At 70.9% G+C, this 26137-nt stretch carries 25 protein-coding genes; 10 read left to right on the top strand and 15 right to left on the bottom strand.

Annotated elements, in window-relative coordinates; all coding sequences use genetic code 11:
• Positions 1-50 precede the first annotated feature (50 nt).
• On the bottom strand, positions 51-167 hold the full coding sequence (locus tag ACWD5F_RS27515) for an SGM_5486 family transporter-associated protein (protein WP_124002440.1): 117 nt from the start codon (positions 165-167) through the stop codon (positions 51-53).
• A gap of 65 nt (positions 168-232) precedes the next feature.
• Positions 233-1543 carry a CynX/NimT family MFS transporter gene (locus ACWD5F_RS27510; RefSeq protein ID WP_451258240.1) on the bottom strand — a complete coding sequence of 437 codons (1311 nt, stop codon included), beginning with the start codon at positions 1541-1543 and terminating at the stop codon, positions 233-235.
• A 126-nt stretch (positions 1544-1669) separates the two neighbouring features.
• On the opposite strand from ACWD5F_RS27510, the gene ACWD5F_RS27505 reads away from it, so the two are divergent.
• Positions 1670-2359, top strand: coding sequence for a FadR/GntR family transcriptional regulator (locus tag ACWD5F_RS27505; protein WP_401727884.1), 690 nt, complete (start codon positions 1670-1672; stop codon positions 2357-2359).
• Here the strand turns inward: ACWD5F_RS27505 and ACWD5F_RS27500 are convergent.
• The 3 genes from ACWD5F_RS27500 to fabG all read right to left on the bottom strand — a co-directional run bounded on the left by ACWD5F_RS27500 (position 2340) and on the right by fabG (position 4335).
• Positions 2340-2681 carry a hypothetical protein gene (locus ACWD5F_RS27500; protein WP_451258238.1) on the bottom strand — a complete coding sequence of 114 codons (342 nt, stop codon included), beginning with the start codon at positions 2679-2681 and terminating at the stop codon, positions 2340-2342. The genes ACWD5F_RS27505 and ACWD5F_RS27500 overlap by 20 nt on opposite strands.
• Before the next feature lie 176 nt (positions 2682-2857).
• The gene (fabI, locus tag ACWD5F_RS27495; protein WP_401727886.1) at positions 2858-3625 is read right to left on the bottom strand and encodes an enoyl-ACP reductase FabI; all 768 of its coding nucleotides are present in this window, start codon (positions 3623-3625) and stop codon (positions 2858-2860) included.
• Positions 3626-3630: 5 nt separating this feature from the next.
• A complete protein-coding gene (gene fabG, locus ACWD5F_RS27490) occupies positions 3631-4335 on the bottom strand; it encodes a 3-oxoacyl-[acyl-carrier-protein] reductase (protein WP_401727887.1) in 705 nt (234 codons plus the stop codon).
• 281 nt (positions 4336-4616) lie between these two features.
• Here fabG and ACWD5F_RS27485 point away from each other — a divergent pair, with 281 nt between their 5' ends.
• The 3 genes from ACWD5F_RS27485 to tyrS are packed head-to-tail and all read left to right on the top strand — an operon-like array spanning position 4617 to position 8856.
• Positions 4617-6140, top strand: a complete 1524-nt coding sequence (locus tag ACWD5F_RS27485; RefSeq protein ID WP_401727888.1) for a TldD/PmbA family protein — start codon at positions 4617-4619, stop codon at positions 6138-6140.
• Complete coding sequence (locus ACWD5F_RS27480) at positions 6137-7531, top strand: metallopeptidase TldD-related protein (protein ID WP_451258234.1); 1395 nt, start codon at positions 6137-6139, stop codon at positions 7529-7531. The genes ACWD5F_RS27485 and ACWD5F_RS27480 overlap by 4 nt, the downstream gene beginning before the upstream one ends.
• Before the next feature lie 56 nt (positions 7532-7587).
• Positions 7588-8856: a tyrosine--tRNA ligase gene (tyrS, locus tag ACWD5F_RS27475; RefSeq protein WP_451258232.1), complete on the top strand. Its 1269-nt coding sequence runs from the start codon at positions 7588-7590 to the stop codon at positions 8854-8856.
• A gap of 89 nt (positions 8857-8945) precedes the next feature.
• Here the strand turns inward: tyrS and ACWD5F_RS27470 are convergent, their stop codons facing one another.
• Positions 8946-9224 (bottom strand): GlsB/YeaQ/YmgE family stress response membrane protein, encoded by a 279-nt coding sequence (locus ACWD5F_RS27470; RefSeq protein WP_124002431.1) that lies wholly within the window; start codon positions 9222-9224, stop codon positions 8946-8948.
• A gap of 244 nt (positions 9225-9468) precedes the next feature.
• Here ACWD5F_RS27470 and ACWD5F_RS27465 point away from each other — a divergent pair, with 244 nt between their 5' ends.
• Both ACWD5F_RS27465 and ACWD5F_RS27460 read left to right on the top strand, forming a co-directional pair.
• A complete protein-coding gene (locus ACWD5F_RS27465; RefSeq protein WP_401727891.1) occupies positions 9469-9867 on the top strand; it encodes a DUF3099 domain-containing protein in 399 nt (132 codons plus the stop codon).
• Positions 9868-10114: 247 nt separating this feature from the next.
• Complete coding sequence (locus tag ACWD5F_RS27460; RefSeq protein WP_451258230.1) at positions 10115-10330, top strand: hypothetical protein; 216 nt, start codon at positions 10115-10117, stop codon at positions 10328-10330.
• Between the two features lie 33 nt (positions 10331-10363).
• Here the strand turns inward: ACWD5F_RS27460 and moaA are convergent, their stop codons facing one another.
• The 3 genes from moaA to ACWD5F_RS27445 form a co-directional block, all read right to left on the bottom strand.
• Entirely contained in the window at positions 10364-11353 is a 990-nt protein-coding gene (moaA, locus tag ACWD5F_RS27455; protein WP_451258228.1) for a GTP 3',8-cyclase MoaA, read from the bottom strand.
• A gap of 181 nt (positions 11354-11534) precedes the next feature.
• A complete protein-coding gene (locus ACWD5F_RS27450; RefSeq protein WP_451258226.1) occupies positions 11535-13178 on the bottom strand; it encodes a solute symporter family protein in 1644 nt (547 codons plus the stop codon).
• Positions 13175-13531 (bottom strand): DUF485 domain-containing protein, encoded by a 357-nt coding sequence (locus ACWD5F_RS27445; RefSeq protein WP_124002427.1) that lies wholly within the window; start codon positions 13529-13531, stop codon positions 13175-13177. The genes ACWD5F_RS27450 and ACWD5F_RS27445 overlap by 4 nt, the downstream gene beginning before the upstream one ends.
• 323 nt (positions 13532-13854) lie before the next feature.
• On the opposite strand from ACWD5F_RS27445, the gene ACWD5F_RS27440 reads away from it, so the two are divergent.
• From ACWD5F_RS27440 to ACWD5F_RS27425, 4 genes are all read left to right on the top strand, one after another.
• Positions 13855-15381: a S8 family serine peptidase gene (locus ACWD5F_RS27440; protein ID WP_451258224.1), complete on the top strand. Its 1527-nt coding sequence runs from the start codon at positions 13855-13857 to the stop codon at positions 15379-15381.
• A gap of 157 nt (positions 15382-15538) precedes the next feature.
• Positions 15539-17071 carry a S8 family peptidase gene (locus ACWD5F_RS27435; protein WP_451258222.1) on the top strand — a complete coding sequence of 511 codons (1533 nt, stop codon included), beginning with the start codon at positions 15539-15541 and terminating at the stop codon, positions 17069-17071.
• 50 nt (positions 17072-17121) lie between these two features.
• Positions 17122-18546: a CoA transferase gene (locus tag ACWD5F_RS27430; RefSeq protein WP_451258220.1), complete on the top strand. Its 1425-nt coding sequence runs from the start codon at positions 17122-17124 to the stop codon at positions 18544-18546.
• A 135-nt stretch (positions 18547-18681) separates the two neighbouring features.
• On the top strand, positions 18682-19692 hold the full coding sequence (locus ACWD5F_RS27425; RefSeq protein ID WP_451258218.1) for a CopD family protein: 1011 nt from the start codon (positions 18682-18684) through the stop codon (positions 19690-19692).
• A gap of 67 nt (positions 19693-19759) precedes the next feature.
• Here ACWD5F_RS27425 and ACWD5F_RS27420 read toward each other — a convergent pair whose 3' ends face one another.
• The 6 genes from ACWD5F_RS27420 to ACWD5F_RS27395 form a co-directional block, all read right to left on the bottom strand.
• On the bottom strand, positions 19760-20806 hold the full coding sequence (locus ACWD5F_RS27420; protein WP_451258216.1) for a zinc-dependent alcohol dehydrogenase family protein: 1047 nt from the start codon (positions 20804-20806) through the stop codon (positions 19760-19762).
• 141 nt (positions 20807-20947) lie between these two features.
• A complete protein-coding gene (locus tag ACWD5F_RS27415) occupies positions 20948-21598 on the bottom strand; it encodes a VIT1/CCC1 transporter family protein (RefSeq protein WP_451258296.1) in 651 nt (216 codons plus the stop codon).
• Positions 21599-21775: 177 nt separating this feature from the next.
• On the bottom strand, positions 21776-23005 hold the full coding sequence (locus ACWD5F_RS27410; RefSeq protein ID WP_451258294.1) for an amidohydrolase family protein: 1230 nt from the start codon (positions 23003-23005) through the stop codon (positions 21776-21778).
• A gap of 32 nt (positions 23006-23037) precedes the next feature.
• Positions 23038-24321: an amidohydrolase family protein gene (locus ACWD5F_RS27405; protein WP_451258214.1), complete on the bottom strand. Its 1284-nt coding sequence runs from the start codon at positions 24319-24321 to the stop codon at positions 23038-23040.
• Positions 24322-24331: 10 nt separating this feature from the next.
• Positions 24332-25216 (bottom strand): SDR family NAD(P)-dependent oxidoreductase, encoded by an 885-nt coding sequence (locus ACWD5F_RS27400; RefSeq protein WP_451258212.1) that lies wholly within the window; start codon positions 25214-25216, stop codon positions 24332-24334.
• A complete protein-coding gene (locus tag ACWD5F_RS27395; protein WP_451258210.1) occupies positions 25216-26013 on the bottom strand; it encodes an acetoacetate decarboxylase family protein in 798 nt (265 codons plus the stop codon). Before ACWD5F_RS27395 ends, ACWD5F_RS27400 begins: the two co-directional genes overlap by 1 nt.
• Between the last annotated feature and the right edge of the window lie 124 nt (positions 26014-26137).

Below are 26137 nucleotides of genomic sequence, written 5' to 3'. Positions count from 1 at the left end.
ACCCTGACACCCGCCCCCTAGGGGATGGTGGTGCTAGCCCCACCATGGCCTCACGGCGAGGCGATCGTCGCGATGACGGCGATGATCACGAAGATGGCGAAGAAGGAGCCGAAGACGATCAGCATCTTCTTCTGGCCGTTCTGGGGGTTCGGATCGAGAACTGGCATGCCGCAAGTCTCGCACTCCTCCCCCGCGCCGAAGCCGTCGGGGTGAGGTCGGCCCGGCGTCGGGGTCAGCGTGCCGCCGCCTCGTCCTCCACCGTGCGGTCGCGTCCCGCCAGCACGCCGACCACCATCTGCGGGATCATCAGCCCCGCCATGAGGGCGATCGGCAGACCCCAGCCGCCGCTGCTCTCGTAGAGGACGCCCACCAGGAGCGGTCCCGGGATGGAGATCAGGTAGCCGGTGCTCTGCGCGAAGGCCGACAGCTGGGCCACGCCCGCGCCGGTCCTGGACCGCATGCCGACCATCGTCAGGGCCAGCGGGAAGGCGCAGTTGGCGATGCCGAGCAGCAGCGCCCAGGCCCAGGCGCCGGCGGCCGGCGCGAGGTACAGGCCGGCGTAACCGGCGAGGCCGCACAGACCGAGCGCGATCACGATCGGCCCCTGGTGCGGGAGCCGGGTGGCCAGGCGCGGGATGACGAAGGCCAGCGGCACGCCCATCACCATCGTCACGGCGAGCAGCAGTCCGGCGGTGCCGGCGCTCACGCCCGCGTCCCGGAAGATCTGTGCCATCCAGCCCATCGTGATGTAGGCGGCGGTGGCCTGGAGCCCGAAGAAGACGGCGAGCGCCCAGGCGGTACGGCTGCGGGTGATCCGCAGTTCGGGCTTCGGCCCTGTCTCCCGCTCGGGTGCCTCGCGCGCGGGTGCCGCTTCGCCGTCGGGCGCCTCCCGGTGTCGTACGAGTGCGATCCACGGCACTATCGCCGCGGCGGCCAGGACCGCCCAGGCGGCCAGGCCGGAGCGCCAACTGTCGCCCAGCGCCGCGGCCATGGGCACGGTGACGGCGGCCGCGGCGGCGGTGCCCAGGGCGAGGCCCATGGAGTAGAGGCCGGTCATGGAGCCGACGCGGTCCGGGAACCAGCGCTTGACGATCACCGGCATGAGGACGTTGCTGACCGCGATGCCCATGAGGGCGAGCGCGCTGCCGGCCAGGAAGCCTGGCGTACCGCCGATGTAGGGCCGGATGAGCAGGCCGGTGGTGATCGCGACCATGCCCGCGCAGACGACGGCGCTCGGGCCGAAGCGGCGGGCCAGGCGCGGGGCCATGACGCCGAAGACGGCGAAGCACAGCGGAGGCACGGACGTCAGTAGTCCGGCGACGCTGCCGCTCATGCCGAGGCCGTCGCGAACGTCTTCGAGGAGGGCGCCGAGGCTGGTGATGGCGGGGCGGAGGTTCAGGGCCGACAGCACGATGCCGACGACGACCAGCCGCATCGTCCACGCGCGCGTGGCGGCTCCCACGGGCGGCTCCGGGGAGTCGCTCGCGGTCGGGTCGCCGATGTTCGTCGTGGACTTCAGTGTCCCGGTCTCCTCGCTTGCCATGCCACCATCATAGAATCATGGGATGATTGGTTGTCCATCCCTGGGTCGTACCTGTCGTGCCGGTCGGTCCCGCTCGGCCCGCCCGTCCTGCTCGTCCTCCCCGCCCGTCCCGTGCGAAGGTGTGCCATGCCCCTGAGCCATCCCCGCCGTTCGGCGCTGTCCGAGCAGGTCATCGCCGCGCTGCGGAACCAGATCACTTCGGGCGAGTGGGCGGTCGGCTCGCGCATCCCGACGGAACCGGAGCTGGTCGAGCAGCTCGGTGTGGCCCGCAACACGGTCCGCGAGGCCGTCCGCGCCCTCGCGCACAACGGCCTGCTGGACATCCGCCAGGGCTCCGGCACCTACGTGGTGGCGACCAGCGAGCTGGCCGGCGTGATGCAGCGGCGTTTCGCCGGCGCCGATCCGCAGCACATCGCCGAACTGCGCGCCGCCCTGGAGTCGTCCGCCGCGAAGCTGGCCGCCGAGCGGCGCACCGAGAAGGACCTCAAGCAGCTCGACGCGCTGCTGGTGCGGCGCGAGGAGATCTGGGAGTCCGGTGACATCGAGGCCTTCGTGACCGCCGACGCGACCTTCCACCTGGCCGTGGTGGCCGCGTCCCACAACGACGTGATGACGGCGATGTACGCGGACCTCGGCGAGGTGCTGCGGGACTGGCTGCGCGAGGACGTCGGCCAGGAGCTGACGCCGGAGACGCACATGGACCACGCGCGCCTGGTCGACGCGATCCGCGCGGGGGACGCCGAGGCGGCCGGCACGGAGGCGGCGAGCTATCCGTTCCTGTGCCGCCCTGGACGCTTCACCGCTTCTGGTGGCTGACCCAGGCCGACCCGACGTCCTTCCAGCACCGCCCGGTGAGCCGTACGGTCATCGCCGGTCCGGTGTCGACGGGCGCGCCGTCGGTGTCGAGGTCCCACCACCGGTCGCACTCGACGTGCAGGCGGACCCGGTCGGTCCCCGGATAGGGGTTGTGGCAGTACGCGGTCACATGGGAGCCGGTCACCTTGGTGCGGCACTCGGCGCCGAACGGCTGCGCGAGAGCGGGCTTGTGCACGCGCGCGTGGGGCACCGCCTCGTACGGCAGGGAGAGCACGAGCGCGACGGCGACGGTCACTGAGGCCAGGCTTCGGGACAGACGCACAAGGCAGACCTCCTCGGCCGAGCTCGGGAGGGAATGGCGTGGTGAACCCGTGATCCAGGGTGCGCAGTTGCGGCCCGTCCCTGCCCGGCCAACGGGGCCGAACGGGTGACGCGAAGAGGGCCCGCGTCCAGGGGATGCGGGCCCTCTTTTAAAGAGGTCGAGCCTCAGCAGCGGCGTCAGGCGCCGATGGCGTGCAGGCCGCCGTCCACGTGGACGATCTCGCCGGTGGTCTTCGGGAACCAGTCGCTCAGCAGCGCGACGATGGCCTTGCCGGCCGGCTCCGGGTCCTTGAGGTCCCACTCCAGCGGGGAGCGGTCGTCCCACACGGCGGCCAGCTCGTCGAAGCCCGGGATGGACTTGGCGGCCATCGAGCCGAGCGGACCCGCGGAGACCAGGTTGCAGCGGATGTTCTGCTTGCCCAGGTCGCGGGCGAGGTAGCGGCTGGTGGCCTCCAGGGCGGCCTTGGCCGGGCCCATCCAGTCGTACTGCGGCCAGGCGAAGGACGCGTCGAAGGTGAGGCCGACGACCGAGCCGCCGTTCTGCATCAGCGGCAGGCAGGCCATGGTCAGCGACTTCAGGGAGAACGCCGAGACGTGCATGGCCGTGGCGACCGACTCGAACGGCGTGTTGAGGAAGTTGCCGCCGAGCGCGTCCGGCGGCGCGAACCCGATGGAGTGCACGACGCCGTCCAGGCCGCCCAGTTCCTCGCCCACGACGTCGGCGAGACGCGCGAGGTGCTCGTCGTTGGTCACGTCGAGCTCGATGACCTTGGTGGGCTTGGGCAGCTTCTTGGCGATGCGCTCGGTCAGCGTGGGCCGCGGGAACGCGGTCAGGATGATCTCCGCGCCCTGCTCCTGGGCCTGCTTGGCGGCGTGGAAGGCGATGGAGGACTCCAGCAGCACCCCGCTGATCAGGACGCGCTTGCCCTCGAGAATTCCGCTCATGGTGTTCAGTGACCCATTCCCAGTCCGCCGTCAACAGGGATGACGGCTCCAGTGATGTACGAAGCGTCGTCCGAGGCGAGGAACCGCACCGTCGCGGCGACCTCCTCGGGCTGCGCGTACCGGCCCAGCGGCACCTGCTTGACGATGCCCGCGCGCTGCTCGTCGGTGAGCACCTTGGTCATGTCGGTGTCGACGAAGCCGGGCGAGACGACGTTGAAGGTGATGTTGCGGGAGCCCAGCTCCCGCGCGAGGGAGCGCGCGAAGCCGACCAGGGCGGCCTTGGAGGCGGCGTAGTTGGCCTGGCCGGGTCCGCCCATGAGGCCGACGACCGACGAGATCAGGATGACGCGGCCCTTCTTGGCGCGCAGCATGGCGCGGTTGGCGCGCTTGACCACACGGAAGGTGCCGGTGAGGTTGGTGTCGATGACCGAGGTGAAGTCGTCCTCGGACATGCGCATCAGGAGCTGGTCCTTGGTGACGCCGGCGTTGGCGATCAGGACCTCGACCGGGCCGTGCTCGGCCTCGATCTCCTTGTAGGCCTGCTCCACCTGCTCGGTGTCGGTGATGTCGCACTTGACCGCGAGGAAGCCGGCCGGCGGCTCTCCCGAGCGGTAGGTGATGGCGACCTTGTCGCCGGCGTCGGCGAACGCACGGGCGATGGCGAGGCCGATGCCCCGGTTGCCTCCGGTGACGAGAACCGAGCGGCTCAACGGATCACCCTTTCGATAGCGGTCTTGGTACCCCCGCCCGAACACCTGGATGACAGGCGGCTTCCTCTGAAACCTATCGGTCTCGTCCGGTGCGCGGACAATCGGGCACCGACAGTGGCTCAGGGGACTCACTGTCGGATCCCTACAGAAAGTTCCTCGCACCGGACCGAAACCTGTGGTCCACGGGCCCGGCCGCGCGACATGATCGGAGCAGCCGCCGCTTCGACCACGCGTCACGTCAGCCGGGCAACCGGTCAACGGAGAATCAAGGAGAGACCTCGGTGCCTCATACCATCGACGAAGCCTTCACAGCACTGCCTCTACGCGCCCTCGCCGACGCCGCGCTGGCACGCGCGCGTGCGCTGGGGGCGGAGCACGCGGACTTCCGGTTCGAGCGGGTGCGCAGCGCGTCCTGGCGGTTCCGGGACGCCAAGCCCGCCGGCTCGTCGGACACCACCGACCTCGGGTACGCGGTGCGGGTCGTGCACGGCGGCACCTGGGGCTTCGCGTCGGGCGTGGACCTGACCATGGACGCGGCCGCCAAGGTCGCCTCGCAGGCGATCGCGATGGCCAAGCTGTCCGCCCAGGTGATCAAGGCCGCGGGGTCGGACGAGCGCGTGGAGCTGGCCGACGAGCCCGTGCACGAGGAGCGGACCTGGATCTCGTCGTACGAGATCGATCCCTTCTCCGTGCCCGACGAGGAGAAGTCGGCGCTGCTGGGCGACTGGAGCGCGCGGCTGCTGGCGGCGAACGGGGTCAACCACGTCGACGCCTCGCTGCTCACCGTGCACGAGAACAAGTTCTACGCCGACACCGCGGGGACCGTGACCACGCAGCAGCGCGTGCGGCTGCACCCGCAGCTGAACGCGGTGTCGGTCGACGAGTCGAGCGGCGAGTTCGACTCGATGCGCACGATCGCGCCGCCGGTCGGACGCGGATGGGAGTACCTGACGGGCACCGGCTGGGACTGGGACTCCGAGCTGGAGCGGATCCCGGAGCTGCTCGCCGAGAAGATGCGCGCGCCGAGCGTCGAGCCGGGCCTGTACGACCTCGTCGTCGACCCCTCCAACCTGTGGCTGACCATCCACGAGTCGATCGGCCACGCCACCGAGCTGGACCGCGCGCTCGGCTACGAGGCCGCGTACGCCGGCACCTCGTTCGCCACCTTCGACCAGCTGGGCAAGCTGCGCTACGGCTCCGAGCTGATGAACGTCACCGGTGACCGCACCGCCGAGCACGGCCTGGCGACCATCGGCTACGACGACGAGGGCGTCGCGGGCCAGTCCTGGGACCTGGTGAAGGACGGCACGCTCGTCGGCTACCAGCTGGACCGCAGGATCGCGAAGCTGACCGGCTTCGAGCGCTCCAACGGCTGCGCGTACGCCGACTCCCCCGGGCACGTGCCCGTGCAGCGCATGGCCAACGTGTCGCTGCAGCCGGACCCCGCCGGGATGGGTACCGAGGACCTGATCGGCGGGGTCGACCGCGGGATCTACGTCGTCGGGGACCGGTCCTGGTCGATCGACATGCAGCGCTACAACTTCCAGTTCACCGGGCAGCGGTTCTTCCGGATCGAGAACGGACGGATCACCGGGCAGCTGCGGGACGTCGCCTACCAGGCGACGACCACCGACTTCTGGGGCTCCATGGCCGCGGTGGGCGGTCCGCAGACGTATGTCCTCGGGGGCGCCTTCAACTGCGGCAAGGCCCAGCCGGGCCAGGTCGCCGCCGTCTCGCACGGCTGCCCCTCCGCGCTCTTCAAGGGCGTCAACATCCTCAACACCACGCAGGAGGCCGGGCGATGAGCGCGCGTACGAGCAAGCCGCACGAGATCGTCGAGCGGGCCCTGGAGCTGTCGACCGCCGACGGGTGCGTGGTGATCGCCGACGAGCACTCGACCGCCAACCTGCGCTGGGCCGGGAACGCGCTCACCACGAACGGCGTCACGCGCGGGCGCACGCTCACCGTCGTCGCGACCGTCGACGGCAAGGAGGGCACCGCCTCCGGTGTCGTCTCCCGCTCGGCCGTCACCCTGGACGAGCTGGAGCCCCTGGTGCGGGCCGCGGAGGCCGCCGCACGCGGCGCGGGTCCCGCCGAGGACGCACAGCCGCTGGTCACCGGCGTGACGCAGGCGCCCGACTTCACGGACGCGCCCGCCGAGACCACCTCCGCCGTGTTCGCCGACTTCGCGCCGGCCCTCGGCGAGGCCTTCGCACGCGCGCGTGCCGGCGGACGCGAGCTGTACGGCTTCGCCAACCACGAGCTGGTGTCCAGCTACCTCGGTACGTCGACGGGGCTGCGCCTGCGGCACGACCAGCCCAACGGGACGCTGGAGCTGAACGCCAAGTCGCCCGACCGCACGCGCTCGGCGTGGGCGGGCCGCTCCACGCGTGACTTCAAGGACGTCGACCCGGCCGCGCTGGACGCCGAACTCGCCGTACGCCTCGGCTGGGCCCAGCGGCGGATCGAGCTGCCCGCCGGGCGGTACGAGACGCTGCTGCCGCCGACCGCGGTCGCGGACCTGCTGATCTACCAGATGTGGTCGGCGTCGGGCCGGGACGCGGTCGAGGGGCGCACGGTGTTCTCCCAGCCGGGCGGCGGCACCCGCGTGGGCGAGCGGCTCACCGAGCTGCCGCTGACCCTGCGCAGCGACCCGAGCGAACCGGGCCTGGAATCGGCGCCGTTCGTGATCGCGCACTCCTCCGACGGCGACCAGTCGGTCTTCGACAACGGTCTGCCGCTCACGGCCACCGACTGGGTGCGCCAGGGCGAGCTGGCCCGGCTGACGACCAGCCGGAACACCGCGGCCCGGACCGGCCTCGCGGTGGCTCCCACGATCGACAACCTCATCCTGGACGGCGGTGACGACACCTCGCTCGAGGAAATGGTCGCGAACACCGAGCGCGGGCTGCTGCTGACCTGCCTCTGGTACATCCGCGAGGTCGACCCGGCGACGCTGCTGCTCACCGGTCTGACCCGGGACGGCGTCTACCTGGTGGAGAACGGCGAGGTGAGCGGCGAGGTCAACAACTTCCGGTTCAACGAGTCGCCGGTCGGTCTGCTGGGCCGGGCGACCGAGGCGGGGCGCACGGAAAAGACGCTGCCGAGGGAGTGGAGCGACTGGTTCACTAGGGCTGCGATGCCCGCGCTGCGGGTGCCCGACTTCAATATGAGCTCTGTCAGTCAGGGCGTATAACCTCGTAGCCGTGGTCGCTCGACCGCTCGAAGATCATCCAAGGAGATACGAGAACCGTGACGGACATCGTCGACGAACTGCAGTGGCGTGGGCTGATCGCCCTCTCCACTGACGAGGACGCATTGCGCAAGGCGTTCGCGGACGGTCCCGTCACGTTCTATTGCGGTTTCGACCCGACCGCGCCCAGCCTGCACCTCGGCAACCTGGTGCAGATCCTGACGATGCGCCGGATCCAGCAGGCGGGCAACCGCCCGCTGGGCCTGGTCGGGGGCGCCACGGGCCTGATCGGCGACCCGAAGCCGAACGCGGAGCGCACGCTGAACGCGCCGGAGGTCGTCGCCCAGTGGGTCGAGCGGCTGCGCGAGCAGATCGCCCCGCTGCTGGACTTCGAGGGTCCGCACGCGGCGGTCATGGTCAACAACCTGGACTGGACCCAGGGTCTGTCGGCCATCGAGTTCCTGCGGGACGTCGGCAAGCACTTCCGCGTGAACAAGATGATCGCGAAGGAGGCCGTCTCCCGGCGACTGGAGTCCCAGGAGGGCATCAGCTACACCGAGTTCAGCTACCAGATCCTCCAGGGGATGGACTTCCTGGAGCTGTACCGGCGGTACGGCTGCACGCTGCAGACCGGTGGCAGCGACCAGTGGGGCAACCTCACCTCGGGCACGGACCTGATCCACCGGGTCGAGCCCGAGGCCGCGGTGCACGCGCTGGGCACGCCGCTGATCACCAAGGCCGACGGCACCAAGTTCGGCAAGACGGAGTCCGGCACGATCTGGCTCGACCCGGAGATGACGACGCCGTACGCCTTCTACCAGTTCTGGCTGAACGCGGACGACCGGGACGTCTCCAAGTTCCTGCGCATCTTCTCCTTCAAGTCCCGTGCGGAGATCGAGGAGTTGGAGAAGCAGACCGAGGAACGGCCGCAGGCGCGGGCCGCGCAGCGGGCGTTGGCCGAGGAGCTGACGACGCTGGTGCACGGGGCGGACCAGACGGCCGCCGTGACCGCAGCGTCCAAGGCGCTGTTCGGCCAGGGCGAGTTGGCGGAGCTGGACGAGAAGACGCTGGCCGCGTCGCTCTCCGAGGTGCCGCACATCCGGGTCGCCGAGCTGGCTCCGGTCGTGGACCTGTTCGCCGAGGTCGGCCTGGTGGCCAGCAAGTCTGCTGCGCGGCGGACGGTGAAGGAGGGCGGGGCCTACGTGAACAACGTGAAGGTCGCTTCCGAGGACACCGTCCCGGCGACGGAGGAGCTGCTGCACGGGCGCTGGCTGGTGCTGCGGCGGGGCAAGAAGAACCTGGCCGCGGTTGAGGTTACGGGAGCGTAAGCGCCGTAGGGGCGTGGGGATCGTTGCGGGCCGCGAGTTCGTCGTGGCTGATCGCGCAGTTCCCCGCGCCCCTCACGGGGTGCTGCTGTTTACGCCCGTTGCTTGCGCTTGCCCAGCGTCGCCATGTACAGCATGTCGCCCACGGCCACGATGATGATCGCGGCGACCAGCTGGAACGCGTGCCGGCTCCAGTCGATGCCCGACGTCTCGTCGACGCCCGCCGCACGGGCGATGGCATTGCCCGCGATCGCACCCAGCATGCCGAAGATGGTGGTCAGCCAGAGCGGACTGTGCTGCTTGCCCGGAAGGATCGCCTTGGCGATCAACCCCAGCACGAATCCGACGATGATCGCCCACAACCAGCCCATGGCTGCCTCCTAGTACGGCTCTACGTGAGCATTACGTCGAGTGTCGGCCCGTCCGCCGTACGGCGCACGTCGGGTACGCCCGTACGTGCTACGGCTGAGCCCGGTCGCCCAGGCCGGAGGTGCCCCGCTCTCGTAGCCGACGCAGGCGGGGCGTAACGTGGGACGAGTCCGGGTGCCGCCTCCCGAGCGGGGTGCACCGGACCGGGGCCGGGGAGAGTCCGATGCGGGCGGATGGTGGAATGGGATGCGGAAGCAGCATGCCGGTGGCAACGGCCAGGTGTTCCGGATCACCGGAGCTCGGACCGGCCTCGAAGAGGACGTGCGCGGCCGGCAACGGCGTTATGTCATCTCGATGTCCATCCGTACGGTCGCGGTGATCCTCGCGGCCACGCTGTGGAACGTCGAACGGCACGTCGCGATCGTGGCGTTGGTGCTCGGCGTGGCGCTGCCCTATGTCGCGGTGGTGATCGCGAACGCCGGACGGGAGAACGCGACCTCGCTGCCGACGACGTTCGTGACCGTGCCGACGCGTCCGATGATTGCCTCTCCGCGGACGAATGACGGTTTCGCGGAACCCGTCCCGGAAGATGTCACGACCGAGTCCGCACCGGGCGCACGAAGCGAGCCGCACGACCGGTCATGACCTCGGTGAGCGGGCCCTAAGCGGAATTCCGCTGCGCGCCAAGCTCAAGAAAAGCTCAGATCAATCATGTTGTTCCAGTGCCGGGCGGCGGCGTACCCGTGACATACTTCGTAGGCGCTCCGCATCCCCCGTCGGAGCGACAGACCGACGCCGGGCAGCTCCCCCCGTGGCTGCTCGGCGTCGCCTTGTTTGCGGGCCGCAATGCCTTGATGAGCCGCCTAGTTCAGCCCCTTTGCGAGATGAACCTGTGAGTGACGAGACCCCCATCTGCTCCGCCAAGGGCTGCCGCGACGACGCCGTGTGGGTGCTCGTGTGGAACAACCCGAAGGTCCACACGCCGGACCGCCGCAAGACGTGGGTGGCGTGCGAGGAGCACCGGGAGCATCTGTCGCAGTTCCTCGGAGTACGAGGGTTCCTGAAGGATGTCGTGCCGCTGACGGGGTGGGAAGCCCAGGAGTCCTGAGCGGCCCTCGCTCCTCGCCGTCGTCACCCGGGCTCAGCCGCCGATCGCGGACATCGGCCGCTCCGGCTGAAGGAAGCTCGGGTCGTCCAGACCGGAACCGGCCTTCTTTCCCCACATCGCCAGGCGCCAGATGCGGGCGATCTCCTCGTCCGGGGCGTCCGCGCGCAGGGCGGCGCGCAGATCGGTCTCCTCGCGGGCGAACAGACAGGTCCGTATCTGACCGTCGGCGGTGAGGCGGGTGCGGTCGCAGGCCGCGCAGAACGGGCGGGTGACGGAGGCGATGACGCCGACGCGGTGCGGGCCGCCGTCGACCAGCCAGCGCTCGGCAGGCGCCGAGCCGCGCTCGTCGGCCTGCTCGGGGGTGAGATCGAAGCGGGTGCGCAGCGAGGCCAGGATGTCGCCGGCGGTGACCATGCCCTCGCGCTTCCAGCCGTGCTGGGCGTCCAGGGGCATCTGCTCGATGAAGCGCAGCTCGTAGTCGTGCTCCACGGCCCAGGCGAGCAGGTCCGGGGCCTCGTCCTCGTTCAGGCCCGGCATCAGGACCGCGTTGACCTTGACCGGGACCAGACCGGCGGCCGAGGCGGCCGCGAGGCCCTCGATGACGTCCTTGTGGCGGTCCCGGCGGGTGAGGGTCTTGAAGACGTCGGGGCGCAGGGTGTCCAGGGAGACGTTGACCCGGTCCAGGCCGGCCGCCTTCAGGGCCGCCGCCGTGCGCTTGAGACCGATGCCGTTGGTGGTGATGGACATCCGGGGCCGCGGGGCCAGGGCGGCGACCCGCTCCACGATGCCGACCACACCCGGGCGCAGCAGCGGCTCCCCGCCGGTGAAGCGGACCTCGGTGATGCCCAGGGAGGTCACGGCGATGTCGATCAGGCGGACGATCTCGTCGTCCGTGAGCAGGTCGGGCTTGCCCAGCCACTGCAGGCCTTCCTCGGGCATGCAGTACGTGCACCGGAGATTGCACCGGTCGGTCAGGGAGACTCTCAGGTCGGTGGCCACCCGGCCATAGGTGTCGATGAGCACGTGGGGCCCCTCCCTCGCGTGTCGATGAATCGTTTTCCGTCACTTGCGAGCCTACGCGACCGCACTGACATCGACAGGTCCCGATCCGACGAGGTACGACGCGGCCGCGTCGTAGGGACCTACGACGCGGCCGCGTTCCAGGGGGCGGTACGGGGTCTTGCAGGGGTCGGTACAGGGGCCGTCAGTGGGCTCCGGTGCCGGTCAGGGACCTGACCTCCAGCTCCGCGTACTTGCCGGTGTCCGGCTCCTCCTTGGACAGGTAGGTGCCCACGATGCCCAGCAGGAAGCCGACCGGGATCGAGATGATGCCGGGGTTCTCCAGCGGGAACCAGTGGAAGTCGACGTCGGGGAACATCGACGTGGGCTTGCCCGAGACGACCGGCGAGAACAGCACCAGGCCGACCGCGGTGACCAGGCCGCCGTAGATCGACCAGAGCGCTCCGGAGGTGGTGAACCGCTTCCAGAAGAGGCTGTAGAGGATCGTGGGCAGGTTGGCGGAGGCGGCGACCGCGAAGGCCAGCGCGACCAGTCCGGCCACGTTCAGGTCGCGGGCGAGGGCGCCCAGGAGGATGGAGACGGCGCCGATGCCGACCGTGGCGTAGCGGGCCGCGGACATCTCCTGCTTCTCGGTGGCGGTGCCCCTCTTGATGACGTTGGCGTAGATGTCGTGCGCGAAGGACGAGGACGACGCCAGGGTCAGGCCCGCGACGACCGCGAGGATCGTGGCGAAGGCGACGGCCGAGATGGTGGCCAGGAGGATGGCGCCCCAGTTGGAGTCGACACCGCCCAGATGCAGGGCCAGCAGTGGCGCGGCCGTGTTGCCCGCCTTGTTGGAGGCGATGATCTCGTCGGGCTTGATCAGTGCCGCCGCGCCGAAGCCGAGGGCGAGGGTCATCAGGTAGAAGGCGCCGATCAGGCCGATGGCCCAGAGGACCGACTTACGGGCGGCCTTGGCGGTGGGCACCGTGTAGAAGCGGATCAGGATGTGCGGCAGGCCCGCGGTACCGAGGACCAGGGCGATGCCCAGGGAGATGAAGTCCAGCTTGGTGGTGCCGGTGGCGCCGTACTTGAGGCCGGGCTCCAGGAAGGCCGAGCCCTTGCCGCTGTTGCTGGCGGCCGTGCCGAGCAGGTCGGAGACGTTGAAGTTGAACTTCAGCAGCACCAGGAAGGTCAGCAGCAGGGCGCCCGCGATGAGCAGCACGGCCTTGACCATCTGGACCCAGGTGGTGCCCTTCATGCCGCCGATGGTGACGTAGACGATCATCAGGACGCCGACCAGGGCGACGATGCTGATCTTGCCCGCGTCGCTGGTGATGCCCAGCAGCAGAGAGACCAGGACGCCCGCGCCCGCCATCTGGGCCAGCAGGTAGAAGATCGACACGACGATGGTGGAGGTGCCGGCCGCCGTACGGACCGGGCGCTGGCGCATGCGGTACGCGAGCACGTCACCCATGGTGTAGCGGCCGGAGTTGCGCAGCGGTTCGGCGACCAGGAGCAGGGCGACCAGCCAGGCGACCAGGAAGCCGATGGAGTACAGGAAGCCGTCGTAGCCGAAGAGGGCGATGGCGCCCGCGATGCCGAGGAAGGACGCGGCGGACATGTAGTCGCCGGAGACGGCGAGGCCGTTCTGGAAGCCGGTGAACTGCCGCCCGCCGGCGTAGAAGTCGGCGGCGTCCTTGGTCTGGCGGCCCGCCCAGACGGTGATGACGAGGGTCGCGGCGACGAAGATCGAGAACAGGATGATGATCAGCGTCCGGTGCTCGCTGGCCTCACCTGCCGCGAGCGTGACCGTGGGGTTGATCGCGGAGTTGATCGCGGGGCTCATTCGCCGCCCTCCATCCGGGACTTGATCGCCTCGGCCTTGGGGTCGAACTTGGCGGCGGCGGTACGCGCGTACCACCAGGCGATGAGGAACGTGGTCAGGAACTGGGCCAGGCCCAGCACGAGCGCGACATTGATGTTGCCGAACAGCTTGGTGCCCATGAAGTCGCCCGCGTAGTTGGACAGCAGGACGAACAGCAGGTACCAGGCGATGAAGGCGACGGTCAGCGGAAAGGCGAAGCCGCGGTAGGAGCGGCGCAGTTCGCCGAACTCCGCACTCTCCTGCACCGCGACGAACTCCTCGGTGGAGGGGAGTTGGGCTGGGGTCTTCGAGGGGGGCGGTGTCTCGGTGGCCACGGAGTCTCCTCGCGTTGCGGGTGCTGTTGCGACGGTTGACGGGCGCTGCTCGGGTGGTGGGGACGGGTTGGGTACGGCGGACATGGCTGCTCGGTTCCTCATCGATGTGGGGGGCTCGATCGTGCTCGTGCTCCCTGTCCAAGGTCACGGCGCCACGCGAGGGCGGGTTCAACTCCCCTGCCCTCTTTCCGAAGTCGGCTCCGGTAGGTCATTGCTGGCCAGCGACTTCGGGAGATAGCTTCGGGCTGCACCACCCGTCATGTACCTGCCCGAGCAGCACCTGTGCCTCGGGCGGATTCTTATCCGGATGATGTGGAGACCCCATGGCTCATCTGCGTTCCAGACGTCGGCTCGCCCTCGCCGTGCCGGTAGCGCTGTCGCTGACCGCCTCGCTCGGCTTCCTGCCGGCGGCTGCGCAGGCCGCCCCCTACACGGAGCCCACGGCCCAGGCGGCCAGTGCGGACAGCTTCGCGTATCTCGTCAACACCAGGACGGACCGTCACACGATCAAGTCCGTCGAGAAGGCGATCGCCAAGGCCGGCGGCAGCGTTGTCGTGACGTACGACAAGATCGGTGTGATCGTCGCGCACTCCGCCAACCCCGACTTCGCCACCCTGATACGCAAGGTGCGCGGAGTGCAGTCGGCGGGCGCCTCGCGCACCTCGCCGGTGACCGCGGCGGGCACGACCGACGAGGGTGCGGTGCAGTACCTCTCGAAGGCCCAGGCGGCGAAGGCCGCCAAGGGTTCGGCGGCCGGGGAGGAGCCGCTCGAGGCCGACCAGTGGGACCTCGAGGCGATCGGCGCCGACAAGGCCGCGAAGATCAACCCGGGCAGCAAGAAGGTGACGGTCGCCGTCATCGACACCGGCGTCGACGACACCCACCCCGACATCGCGCCGAACTTCTCCGCCTCGCAGTCCGCGAACTGCGTGAGCGGCAAGCCGGACACCACGTACGGCGCCTGGCGGCCGGTGGACGCCGACCACTACCACGGCACGCACGTGGCCGGCGAGATCGCCGCGGCCCGCAACGGCATCGGTGTCGCGGGCGTCGCGCCCGGCGTGAAGGTCGCGAGCATCACCGTGGCCCAGCCGGACGTGAACTCGCTGTTCTTCCCGGAGAGCGTCGTGTGCGCCTTCGTGTTCGCCGCCGACCACGGCGTCGAGGTCACGAACAACAGCTACTACGTTGATCCCTGGCTGTACAACTGCATGGACGACCCCGATCAACGCGCCATCGTTGATTCGGTCAACAGGGCCCAGCTGTACGCACAGCACAAGGGCACGCTCAATGTCGCCTCGGCGGGCAACTCCAACGACGACCTCGACTCGGACGCCCTGGTCGACGACTCCAGCCCCGACGACTCGACCCCCGTCACCCGTACGGTCGATCCGCACGAGTGCTTCGACGTGCCGACCCAGCTGCCGGGTGTCGTCACGGTCAGCGCGACCGGCGTCAAGGGCACCAAGTCGTACTACTCCAGCTACGGCAAGGGCGTGGTCGACGTCGCGGCGCCGGGCGGCGACAAGTACCAGATCCCGGACACGCCGTCGGCCAACGGCCGCATCCTCTCCACCCTGCCGAACAACCAGTACGGCTTCCTTCAGGGCACCTCGATGGCCTCGCCGCACGTGGCCGCCGTCGCCGCGCTCCTGAAGTCGACCCACCCGCACGCCTCCCCGGCCCAGCTGCAGGCGCTCCTCAAGGCGCAGGCGAACAACCCGGGCTGCCCGACCGAGCCCTACGACGGCGACGGCGACGGCATCGTGGACGCCACCTGCGTCGGCGGCAAGCGCGTCAACGGGTTCTTCGGCGCCGGCATCGTCAACGCGCTGCGCGCGGTCAAGTAGTGACGGTCGAGCACTGACAGTCGAGTAGTGGCGTTGCCGCGATCACGGTGAAGTGGTGCTCGTGATCGCGGCCCGCCCGCCCGGAGGACAGGACACCGTGCCTCCCGGCTCCCCGCACAGTCCGCGCGAACCGCGAACGAACTGGAGAACCTGACACATGACAGCGCCTCACCCGCGCTTCCGTCGCGCCCTCGCGATCCCGCTCGGGATGGCCATGGCGACGGGCCTCGCGTTCCTGCCGAACGTCACCGCCAGCGCCGCGACGGCCGCCACGGACACCCCGTCGGCCACCGTCGCGGCCGACGCGACCGCACTCAGCTACGTCGTCAACATCCGTCCCGGGCACGGCCCTTCGGCTCACCTGAAGAAGGCGATCGCCGCGGCCGGCGGCACGATCGTGACGTCGTACGACCGGATCGGCGTGATCGTCGTCCACTCCTCGAACGCCGACTTCGCGAAGACCATCCGCGAGGTGCGCGGGGTCCAGTCGGCCGGCAACACCCGTAACGCGCCGCTGCCCGCCCAGTCGACGAACGACGAGGGCACGCCCAAGGCGCTCACCGCCGACGAGCTGGCGAGTGTCCAGGCCGTCGACGGGCAGGACCCGCTGGAGCCCCTGCAGTGGGACCTGCCCGCCATCAAGGCGGACAAGGCGCACGAGAAGACGCTGGGCAGCAGGAAGGTCACCGTCGCCGTGATCGACACCGGCGTCGACGACACCCATCCCGACATCGCGCCGAACTTCGACCGCCAGGCCTCCGTCAACTGCGTGACGGGCAAGCCGGACACGGCCGACGGCGCCTGGCGGCCGACCGCCGCGGAGAGCCCGCACGGCACGCACGTGGCGGGCGAGATCGCCGCCGCGAAGAACGGCGTCGGCATGACGGGCGTCGCGCCCGGCGTGAAGGTCGCCGGCATCAAGGTGTCCACGACCGCCGGCTACTTCTACACGGAGGCCGTGGTCTGCGGCTTCGTGTGGGCGGCCGAACACGGCGTCGACGTCACGAACAACAGCTATTACACCGACCCTTGGTACTTCAACTGCACCGACGACCCGGACCAGAAGGCGCTCGTCGACGCCATCACCCGGGCCTCGCGGTACGCGGAGAAGAAGGGCACGGTCAACGTCGCCGCGGCCGGCAACGAGAACTACGACCTCGCCGCCGACGAGATCACCGACCCGGTCTCCCCGAACGACGGCACGCCCTCGGACCGGGTGATCGACCCGTCCGAATGCTTCGACATACCGACGCAGCTGCCGGGTGTCGTGACGGTCGCGGCCACGGGCGCGAAGGGCCTCAAGTCGTCCTTCTCCAACTACGGCCGCGGTGTCATCGACGTCGCCGCACCCGGTGGCGACGCGACCGCCTACCAGCCCCCGGCCCCGCCGGCCACCAGCGGCTCGATCCTGGGCACGCTGCCCGGCGGCAGGTGGGGCTACATGTCCGGTACGTCGATGGCGTCGCCGCACGTGGCCGCGGTGGCCGCATTGATCAAGTCAACCCATCCGCACGCCTCCGCCGCCCTGGTCAAGGCACTCCTGTACGCCGAGGCCGACGCCACGGCGTGCACGGACCCGTACGACATCAACGGCGACGGCAAGGTCGACGCGGTGTGCGAGGGGTCGAAGAACCGCAACGGTTTCTACGGCTGGGGCACTGTGGACGCACTGGACGCGGTGACCAGGTAGTGAGGTAACACGCATCCATATTGATTCAGTCAATAATGCATAGTGCAGTCATGACTGGATTGACGTTCGCATGGTCCGCGCTGGGCGGCGATCCCGCCCTGCTCCCGCGGGTGACGACCGTGACGCGGGAGGGCGCTCTCCAAGGGCGCCTTCCCGTACGGGAGTTGGCGCGGGCCTGCGTCGGAGCGTGCGCGCTGGCCGCGGCCGAGCTGACGGCACGGCGGACCCGGACGACGGACGTGCCCGAGGTGCGCGTGGACGACGGGGCCGTCGCGACGGCGTTCGTCAGTGAACGGCATCTCCTCGTCGACGGCCGCGCACCGCAGACCTTCGCACCGCTGTCCCGTTTCTGGCGGACCTCGGACGGCTGGGTCCGCACGCACGCGAACTATCCGCACCACCGGGCCCGGCTGCTGGCCGCGCTGGGTGTGCCGGAGGACGTCGACGCCGTGGCGGCGGTGCTCGCCGAACGGTCCTCGGCCGACGCCGAGGAGACCGTCTACGCGGCGGGCGGCCTGGCCGTCGCCCTGCGCACGGCGAAGGAATGGGCCGCGCACGAGCAGGCGGTCGCGGTGGCCGCACGCCCCCTGGTCGAGCGCGAGCGACTCGACACCGCCCACGCGCGCGTGCTCGACCCGATCGCGAGAACTCCCCCACCATCCGTACCGGGCGCTCCCCTACTGCCCGCCGCAGGACTGCGTGTCCTCGACCTGACCCGGGTCATCGCCGGCCCCGTGGCCACCCGCACGCTCGCCCTGCTCGGCGCCGACGTGCTGCGCGTGGACGCCCCGCAGCTGCCCGAACTCCCCGACCAGCACACCGACACGGGCTTCGGGAAGCGGTCGGCCCGGCTGGACCTGGCCACCGACCGGCGCACCTTCGAGGAGCTGCTCGCGGCGGCGGACGTGGTGGTCACCGGGTACCGGCCGGGCGCCCTCGACCGGTTCGGACTGTCTCCCGAGGCGCTCGCCGGGCGGCGGCCCGGGGTGGTCGTGGCGCAGTTGTCGGCGTGGGGCGCGTACGGGCCCTGGCGCGGGCGGCGGGGCTTCGACAGCCTCGTGCAGGTGGCCACGGGGATCGCCGCGCTGGAGGGTTCGGCGGAGCGGCCGGGCGCGCTGCCCGCGCAGGCGTTGGACCACGGGACGGGCTATCTGCTGGCGGCGGCCGTGCTGCGGGCGCTGACCGAGCAGTCGTACGAGGGCGGCAGCCGGTGCGTGCGGCTGTCGCTCGCGCGAACGGCCGAGTGGCTCGTGAACGGCGTCGGGGCGGATGACGCGGGTGACGCACAGGGTGCCAGGGGCGTCCGCACGAGGGATGGCCTCCCGTACGACGATCCGGGACCCTGGCTCGCCGAGACCGACAGCGTGCTCGGGCGGCTGCGGTACGCGCGGTCGCCGGTGTCCTTCGCGGGCGGGCCGACCGACTGGGCCCGGCCGCCGGCGCCCTGGGGGACGGATCCCGCGCGCTGGGTGTGAGGCACGGGCGGCCCTTGGACGACCGGTGGTCATGGGTCCCGGGGCGACCGAAAACGTACCCATCGGGCGAATGCCGTACCGCCAGTTGTTTTACTGCAGTTGCCCGGTTCTGCGACGGCTGGTGAAGATCTTGAGGTGACCTTGATACGACCTACGTCCGAGGTGGCCGACGCGAGCGGGCCGGTACGGCGTCCCGGTGCCGGCCGGGCCGTCGCCGTGCTCGTCCTCGTGACGCTCGCCGCGCTCATACCGCTGCTCGGCCCGTCCGCCGCGCTGCACGGCACCGGCGAGGCCCGCGCGCCCGGCACCGGAGGCATCGGGCTGCTGCGGGCGGTGCTGTTCGCCGCGCTGTGCGTGCAGGTGGGCGAGGTGTTCGTGAACCGACTGGCCCGGCGGCTGCCCGGCGCTCCCGCCGACGCGCCCCGCAGCTGGGCCCCGTACGCGGCCGGCGCCGGTTTCGTCGCCGCGCTGGGCCTGGCCTCGGTCGTGGCCACGGGCAACCTGGTGCCGCACAGCCTCGCCGAGATCGACGTCGGCGGCCTCTACGACTCACGCGACGGCAAGCTCGCCCTGGTCGAGGTCAACGCCTTCCTGGTGGCCGCCCTGTGCGCCCGTTCGCTCCGTCCGGCGACCCAGCTGTGGCCGCTGGCCGCGGTGGCCGTGGTGGAAGCCCTGCGCGCCCACCCCACGACCGAGCACAACCCCCTGCTCGGGTCGGGACTGACACTGGTGCATCTCACGTGCGCGACGCTCTGGGTGGGCGGCCTGCTGCACGCGCTGCGGACGCTGCGGCGATGGGGACCCGGTGCGCCGGGCACGGCCCTGCTGGGGCTCTACGCGCGCGTGGCGGCCGTGCTGCTCGCCGCCATCACGGCGACCGGGGTGTGGAGTTCGCTGCGCCGCATGCCCTCGCACACGATCCTGGATCAGCTGACGACGACGGCGTACGGGCGCACCCTGCTCGCCAAGGTGATCCTCGTGGCCGCCGTCGCCGTGCTCGCCCTGTGGGCGCGGTACCGGCTGCGCCGCGCCGCCGATCCGCTGACCGCGTGTTCGCCCGCGCGGGCGGAGGTCGTCGCCCTGGGGGTGGTGGTCGCGCTGTCGGGGCTGCTCACGGCGCTGCCGTTGCCGATCCGCTGGTCGTGACGATGTTGATGGGTTGACAGGGCCGATCAAGGTGACAGGACCGATCAACTGTTGACGGCAAGGGCCTTCAGTTGTTGACGACCAGCACCTTCAGGGCCGTCCGCTCGTCCATCGCCTTGTAGCCGTCGGGAACGCCCTCGATCCCGACCGTCAGGTCGAAGACGGGCGAGGCGTCGACCGTGCCGTCCAGGACGCCGGGCAGCAGCTCGGGGATGTACGCGCGGACCGGCGCGACACCGCCGCGCAGCGCGATGTTCCGGTCGAACATGACGCCGAGGTCGAGACCGGTGCCGCTGCCGTGCGGCACGCCGACGTAACCGATCGCGCCGCCGTCCCGCGTGATGCCGACGGCCGTACGCATGGACTGCTCCGTGCCGACGGCCTCGATGACCGCGTGCGCGCCCTGTCCGCGCGTGAGCCGGCGTACGGCCTCGACGGCCGCCTCACCGCGCTCCGCGACGACGTCGGTGGCGCCGAAGCCGCGCGCGATGTCGGTGCGGACCTCGTGCCGGCCGAGCGCGATGATCCGCTCCGCGCCGAGCCGCTTGGCGGCGAGCACCGCGCACAGACCGACGGCTCCGTCGCCGACGACGGCGACGGTGGCTCCCGGGCGGACGCCCGCGCCGAGCGCCGCGTGGTGGCCGGTGCCCAGGACGTCGGAGAGGGTCAGCAGGGCGGACAGCAGGTGATCGTCGGAGGCGGCCTCCTTGGGCAGTTGGACCAGGGTGCCGTCGGCGAAGGGAACGCGCACGGCCTCGCCCTGGCCGCCGTCGTGGCCGACCGCGCCCCAGAAGCCGCCGTGCTCGCAGGAGGTGGTCAGACCCTCGCGGCAGTAGTCGCAGACGCCGTCGGACCACATGAAGGGCGCGACGACAAGGTCACCGACCCGGACGGTGCCCACCTCGGAGCCGGTCGCCTCGACCACGCCGAGGAACTCGTGCCCGATCCGCTGCCCCGGCTGCCGGACCGACTCGCCGCGGTAGGCCCACAGGTCGCTGCCGCAGATACAGGCGCGCAGCACCCGCACCACGGCGTCCGTGGGCAGCTGCACGATCGGCTCGGGCACGTCCTCCACGCGCATGTCGAACGGGGCGTGGATGGTGGTGGCGCGCATGGCGAGGGTCCCTCTCGTGCGGGTGTGCGGTGCGTGCGCCCGGGGGGGTGGTCGGGCGCACTTCACGGTACGCCGACCGGGTGGCACGTCGCGCATCGAGGGCCCCCGACCAGCGGTTACCCCGCGTGGTCATGCCCGTGATCAGACTCCCGCCGCCCCGAGCAGCGTCCCGACCGCATAGGTGACGCCCATCGCCAGCGCACCGCCCAGGACGTTGCGCAGCACGGCCCGGCCGGGCTCGGCGCCGCCCGTGCGCGCGCTGCTCCAGCCGGTGAGGACGAGGGCCGCCAGGACGGACACCACGGTGACCGGGAGCCGCCAGCCGGCCGGCGGCAGGACGATCGCGAGGAGCGGCAGCAGCGCCCCCACGGTGAACGCCAGGAAGCTCGCCCACGCCGCGTGCCAGGGGTTGGTCAGCTCGTCGGGGTCGATGCCTAGCTCCACGCGTGCGTGCGCGTTGAGCGCGTCGCGTTCCGTGAGCTGGACGGCCGCCTCACGGGCCACCTCACGGGTCAGGCCGCGGCCCTCCAGCAGTTCCGTCAGCTCCTCCAGCTCGGCCTCCGGCTGCTCGCGCAGCTCGCGCTTCTCGTAGGCCAGGGCGGCCATCTCCGAGTCGCGCTGGGTGGAGACGGACACGTACTCGCCCGCGGCCATCGACATCGAGCCGGCGAGCAGGCCCGCGAGGCCCGCCGTGAGCAGCGCGGAACGGTCGTCGGTGGCGCCGGCCACGCCGACGACGAGACCCGCGGTGGACACGATGCCGTCGTTGGCCCCGAGGACCGCGGCCCGCAGCCAGTTGAGCCGCGAGCCGAGCGCACCGCCGTGAGCCTCGTCGTGCGTTTCCCCGTGTGCCTCGTGGTGCGCCTCGTCCCGCGTTTCCGGGTGTGCCTCGTCCTGCCCTTGGTCGTCCGCGCCGTTCGCTGGTTCCGTCACACCGGGAGGATGCCACCCGGGGTCACGCCGGACCCGTCACCACACCCGCACCGACGCTCCCTTGGCGAACACCGGGCTCGTCGCGTCCGCGGGCGGCCGGGCGAGCGGCTCCGCGAGTTCTTCGACCGTCGGTCCCACCTTCGCCGCGATCGGGTCCAGTCGGTCGAGGTCGAAGCCGTACACGCGGGCCGCGTTGCCGCCCACCATCGCGGCGACCTCCTCGCGGGGCACGCGCGCGTAGGCACAGCGCAGCCCTTCGCGGGAGTACGGGTAGGTGCCCTCGTCGTGCGGGTAGTCGCTGCCCCACATGATCTTCTCGACGCCGATACGGTCCCGTAGCGGCACTTCGTGGGGGCGCATGAAGCTGGCGCCGACGAAGCAGTTGTCGCGCCACACCTCGGAAGGTGCCTTGCCCATGCGGGCGGCGAGTCCCGCGCCGAACTTGGACTCCGCGGTGGCCGCCTTCGTCGCGGCCCTGACCAGCCGCCCGTGGTAGTAGTCCAGCATGTCGAGGACTCCGGGGATCCAGCCGGAGCCCTGCTCGGTGAGGACCAGCCTGAGGTCCGGGTGACGGCGGAAGGCACCGCCGAAGACCAGGTGCCACAGCGCCCGGTGCGAGAACCAGGTCGTCTCCACCATGAAGACCGCCCGGGCCGCCGGTTCCTCGCCCAGCGGCGGGGAGGCCGAGCCCGCGTGGTGGTTGACGGGGACGCCGAGTTCGGCGCAGACGGCCCAGATCGGGTCGTACGCCGAGGAGTACAGCTCGGGCAGGCCGGAGCCCGGTGGGGTGCCGGGGAGCAACAGGCCGCCCTTGAGGCCCGCTTCGACCGCCCACCGGATCTCGCGCACCGCCTCCTCGGGGTCGTTGAGGAGGACCTGGAAGACGCCCGCCCTGCGGCCCGGTGCCGCGGCGCAGAAGTCGGCCAACCAGCGGTTGTGGGCGCGCAGTCCGGCCCAGCGCCGGTCGAGGTCCTCGGCGGTCGGGGCGGGCGCCATCAGGGAGCCGGACGGGAAGAACGGCGGGATGGTGTTCGGGAAGACGACCTCGGCGACGATGCCGTCCTCCTCCAACTCCGCTGTCCGGCGCGCGGAGTTCCAGTTCTTGTCGGCCGTGTCGGCGAGCAGGTCCTCGTACGGGTTGACGTAGGTGGCCGCCCAGGCGTCGAACTCGTCGTGGAAGCGCTGCTCCAAGTAGGGCCGGTAGTCCAGGAGATCGGCGCCCGCGTGGCAGTCCGCCGAGATGACCGTGTACCGGTCCTCGCCCATGGAGTCCGTGAAGCCCGAGGAGCCCATGGAACTCACGGCGTCACCCCCAGCACCGGGAAGTCGTGGTCGGTCAGCCAGTGCCGGCCCACCTCGCGCGAGCGCGCCCACGAGGCCGCCACGGCCGTCTGGTCGTCGGGCTGGCCGAGGTCGGCGGGCGTGGGCCCGATGCGGTGGGCCAGCGGGGTCAACCTGGCCACGTCGAAGCCGAAGACGTCGGCCGCGGCCAGGCCCAGCATGCGGCGGGTCTCGTCGACCGGGATGTCGTGGAAGGTGCGCGTCAGCCACGCGCGCGTGTCGGGCCAGGTGCCCTCGGGGTGCGGGAAGTCGCTGCCCCAGAGGATGTTGTCGACGCCGATCTCGTAGCGCTGGGCCAGTTCACGGCGCTTGGTGTTGGTGGCGCAGATGAAGACCTGCCGGTCGAGGTACTCGTGCGGCGGCCGTTTCAGCTCCCCGAAGGGCGACAGCTTCTTGCCGCCGTGCGCGCCCAGGTAGAGGCGGTCCATGAACCAGAGGAGGTTGGGCAGCCACCAGCAACCCGACTCCGCCACACCGAACTTGAGACCCGGATGGCGTTCGAAGACGCCCGACCAGAGCAGGAACCACAGCGGCCTGGCGGGCCACCAGGTGACCTCGGAGACGTAGATCCCGAGGTGGTCGCCGTACTCGTGCCGCGGGGCCGCCCCGGAGTGCGTGAGGACCGGCATCGCGCACTCGGCTGCGGCCGCCCACACCGGGTCGTAACGGCGGTCGTGGTAGGGCTCCTTGTCGACCCACATGGACGGGATCATGAGGGCGCCGAGGCCGGATTCCTTGGCGCGGTGGATCTCCGCGACGACCTTCTCCGTGGGAGCCGTCACCGGCAACAGGGCGACCCCGCAGTGCCGTTCGGGGTTCTGTGACACGAAGTCGGCGAGCCAGCGGTTGTGCGCCTGGGCGCCCGCCATGCCCAACTCGGGGTCGTGGTCGCCGGAGAGGCCGAGACCGACCCCGAAGGGCGCGGCCGTCCGGCTGTCCACGGCGTCGGCGTCCGGGAAGACGACCTCGGCGGCCACCCCGTCGCCGTCCAGTTCCTTGAGCCGCTGCGCGCTGTCCCAACCCCCGCGCAGGCCCTCCTCGTTGTCCTGGAACCACTTCGTCGCGAAGGCCTCGTTGCGGATGCCGAGCCGGGTCATCTCCTCCCGGCGCCGCTCGCGCCCGGCGAGGAAGTCGTCGAAGTCCCGGTGGAAACGGGCGTCCAGATAGGGCCGGTACTCCTCGGTGGGCAGTCCGGCGTGGCAGTCGGAGGAGATGATCAGGTACGGGTCCTGGTCGGTCACAGCAGCCCCCTCAGTCCAGGATGAAGCTTTCGAGGTACGACGGGTTGACCCGGTCGAGCATCGACTGCGCCCGCGCCCGGATCTGGGCGTCGCTGCGCTCGCTCTCGGGCAGCAGCCAGAACCGGTCCGCGCGGATGCCGTCGACGACCAGCTCGGCGACCTCCTCGACCGGCGTGAAGGCGACCTCCTTGCCCGCCGCCTTCATCGCGGTCTCCCACTGGTCGAGGCTGCGGTAAGGCGTCCGGCGAGGCCGCTCTTTGGCGTACCGGGCGGGCCGGTTGCGGTGCGACTCCCACAGGCCGGTGCGCAGCATGTGCGGTCCCGGGAAGAGGACGGAGGCGCCCACCCGCGTGTGCTCCGCCCTGAGATGGGCGTACAGGGACTCGGTCAGCGTCACGACGGCCGCCTTGGTGACGGCGTACACGGAGGCGGTGGGCAGGGGGGCGATGCCGCCGTCGCCGGAGGACGTGTTGACGACATGACCGGGTTGACCCGACTTGATCATCCTGGGTACGAACGCCTGGACGCCGTGGAAGACGCCCCACACATTGACGGCGAAGGCCCACTGCCAGTCGTTCGGTTCGTGCTCCCACATCCGGCCCTCGGCCCCCGAGCCGACCCCGGCGTTGTTGCACAGCACATGGACGGCGCCGTACGTCTCGTACGCCGACTCGGCCAGCTCCAGCACCTGTTGGCGCTCGCCGACGTCCACCACGCGTGCGTGCACCTCGGCGCCCTCGTCCCGCAGGAGAGCCGCCGCCTTGTCGAGAGCGCCTTGTTCGACGTCGGCGAGGACGACCCTGAGCCCCTCGGCGGCGAACCGTCGCGCCATCGCCAGTCCGATCCCGCTCGCCGCCCCGGTGACGACGGCGACCTGTCCCGCCCGCAGCTCCATCAGACGCTCCCCTCGGGCGGGCCGTCCAGGATCTGCCGGGGGTCGTCGTAGCGCTGGTGGATGTACGGCAACAGGGCCTGCGCGTCGACCCGTTCGACGACCTTTCCGCGCTGGTCGCTGGTCTTCTCGCCGAGGGTGATCTCGACGAGCCGGCGCACGGGCAGGTCGGCCACCGGGTCGTACATCGACTCGCGCAGGACGACGTCCCCGGTGATCCGCTCCAGTTTGCGCACCTTCTCGTGGCGCACGCAGTGCACGAGCACCGGCTCGGTGTCGAAGCCCGAACCGTCCACCGCCGGAAGGAACTTGAAGTAGAAGTCGGTCTTCCGGCTCGGTTCCGGCAGGGGCAGCCGCTCGGTGACCGCGCCGCGCACCTCCACGAAGGCGATGCCGTGCCGGGCCAGCGAGGCGCGCACCACGAGGCCCTCGCGGTCGACGACGACCTCGCCGAGCTTCTTGGGTTCGCCGAAGACCTCACGGCCGCCGGTGAGGGCCCGCTCGTGGGTCATCGGCATGACGAGCGGGTACCAGCCCTCGACGCCGTCGTGGGCCGCCGCGACCGCGAACGAGCCCGCGCCCAGCGGGTATCCGGGCAGTTGGACCTTGCTGATGTTCACCCGGACCAGGGGCCGCCCGGTGGGTTTCAGCGGCGGTGGCAGCACCGCGGCGACCGCGTCCGGGTCGCTCTCCCAGAGAGCCACCACTCCGGTGGACCAGATGTCGGGGAGCTTCGCGCTCGCCGTGCGCGCGGCGGCGATCTCCGCCTCGGTCCGTGCGCCGTACCGTACGCGTGCCATCCGCCGTACCGCCCTTCCGTCGACCGTCACACGCCGGGCGGGCAGCACGCTTGCACCGGGCGGCGAAAAGGTCCATAGCCGTGTGCGCAGACGTTCGGGGCGCCGGCCGTGCTCGAACACGTGG

The organism is Streptomyces sp. NPDC002499 (assembly GCF_053595415.1).
Note: the sequence above shows the minus strand (reverse complement) of the source record. Positions and strands in the feature narration are given on the sequence as shown.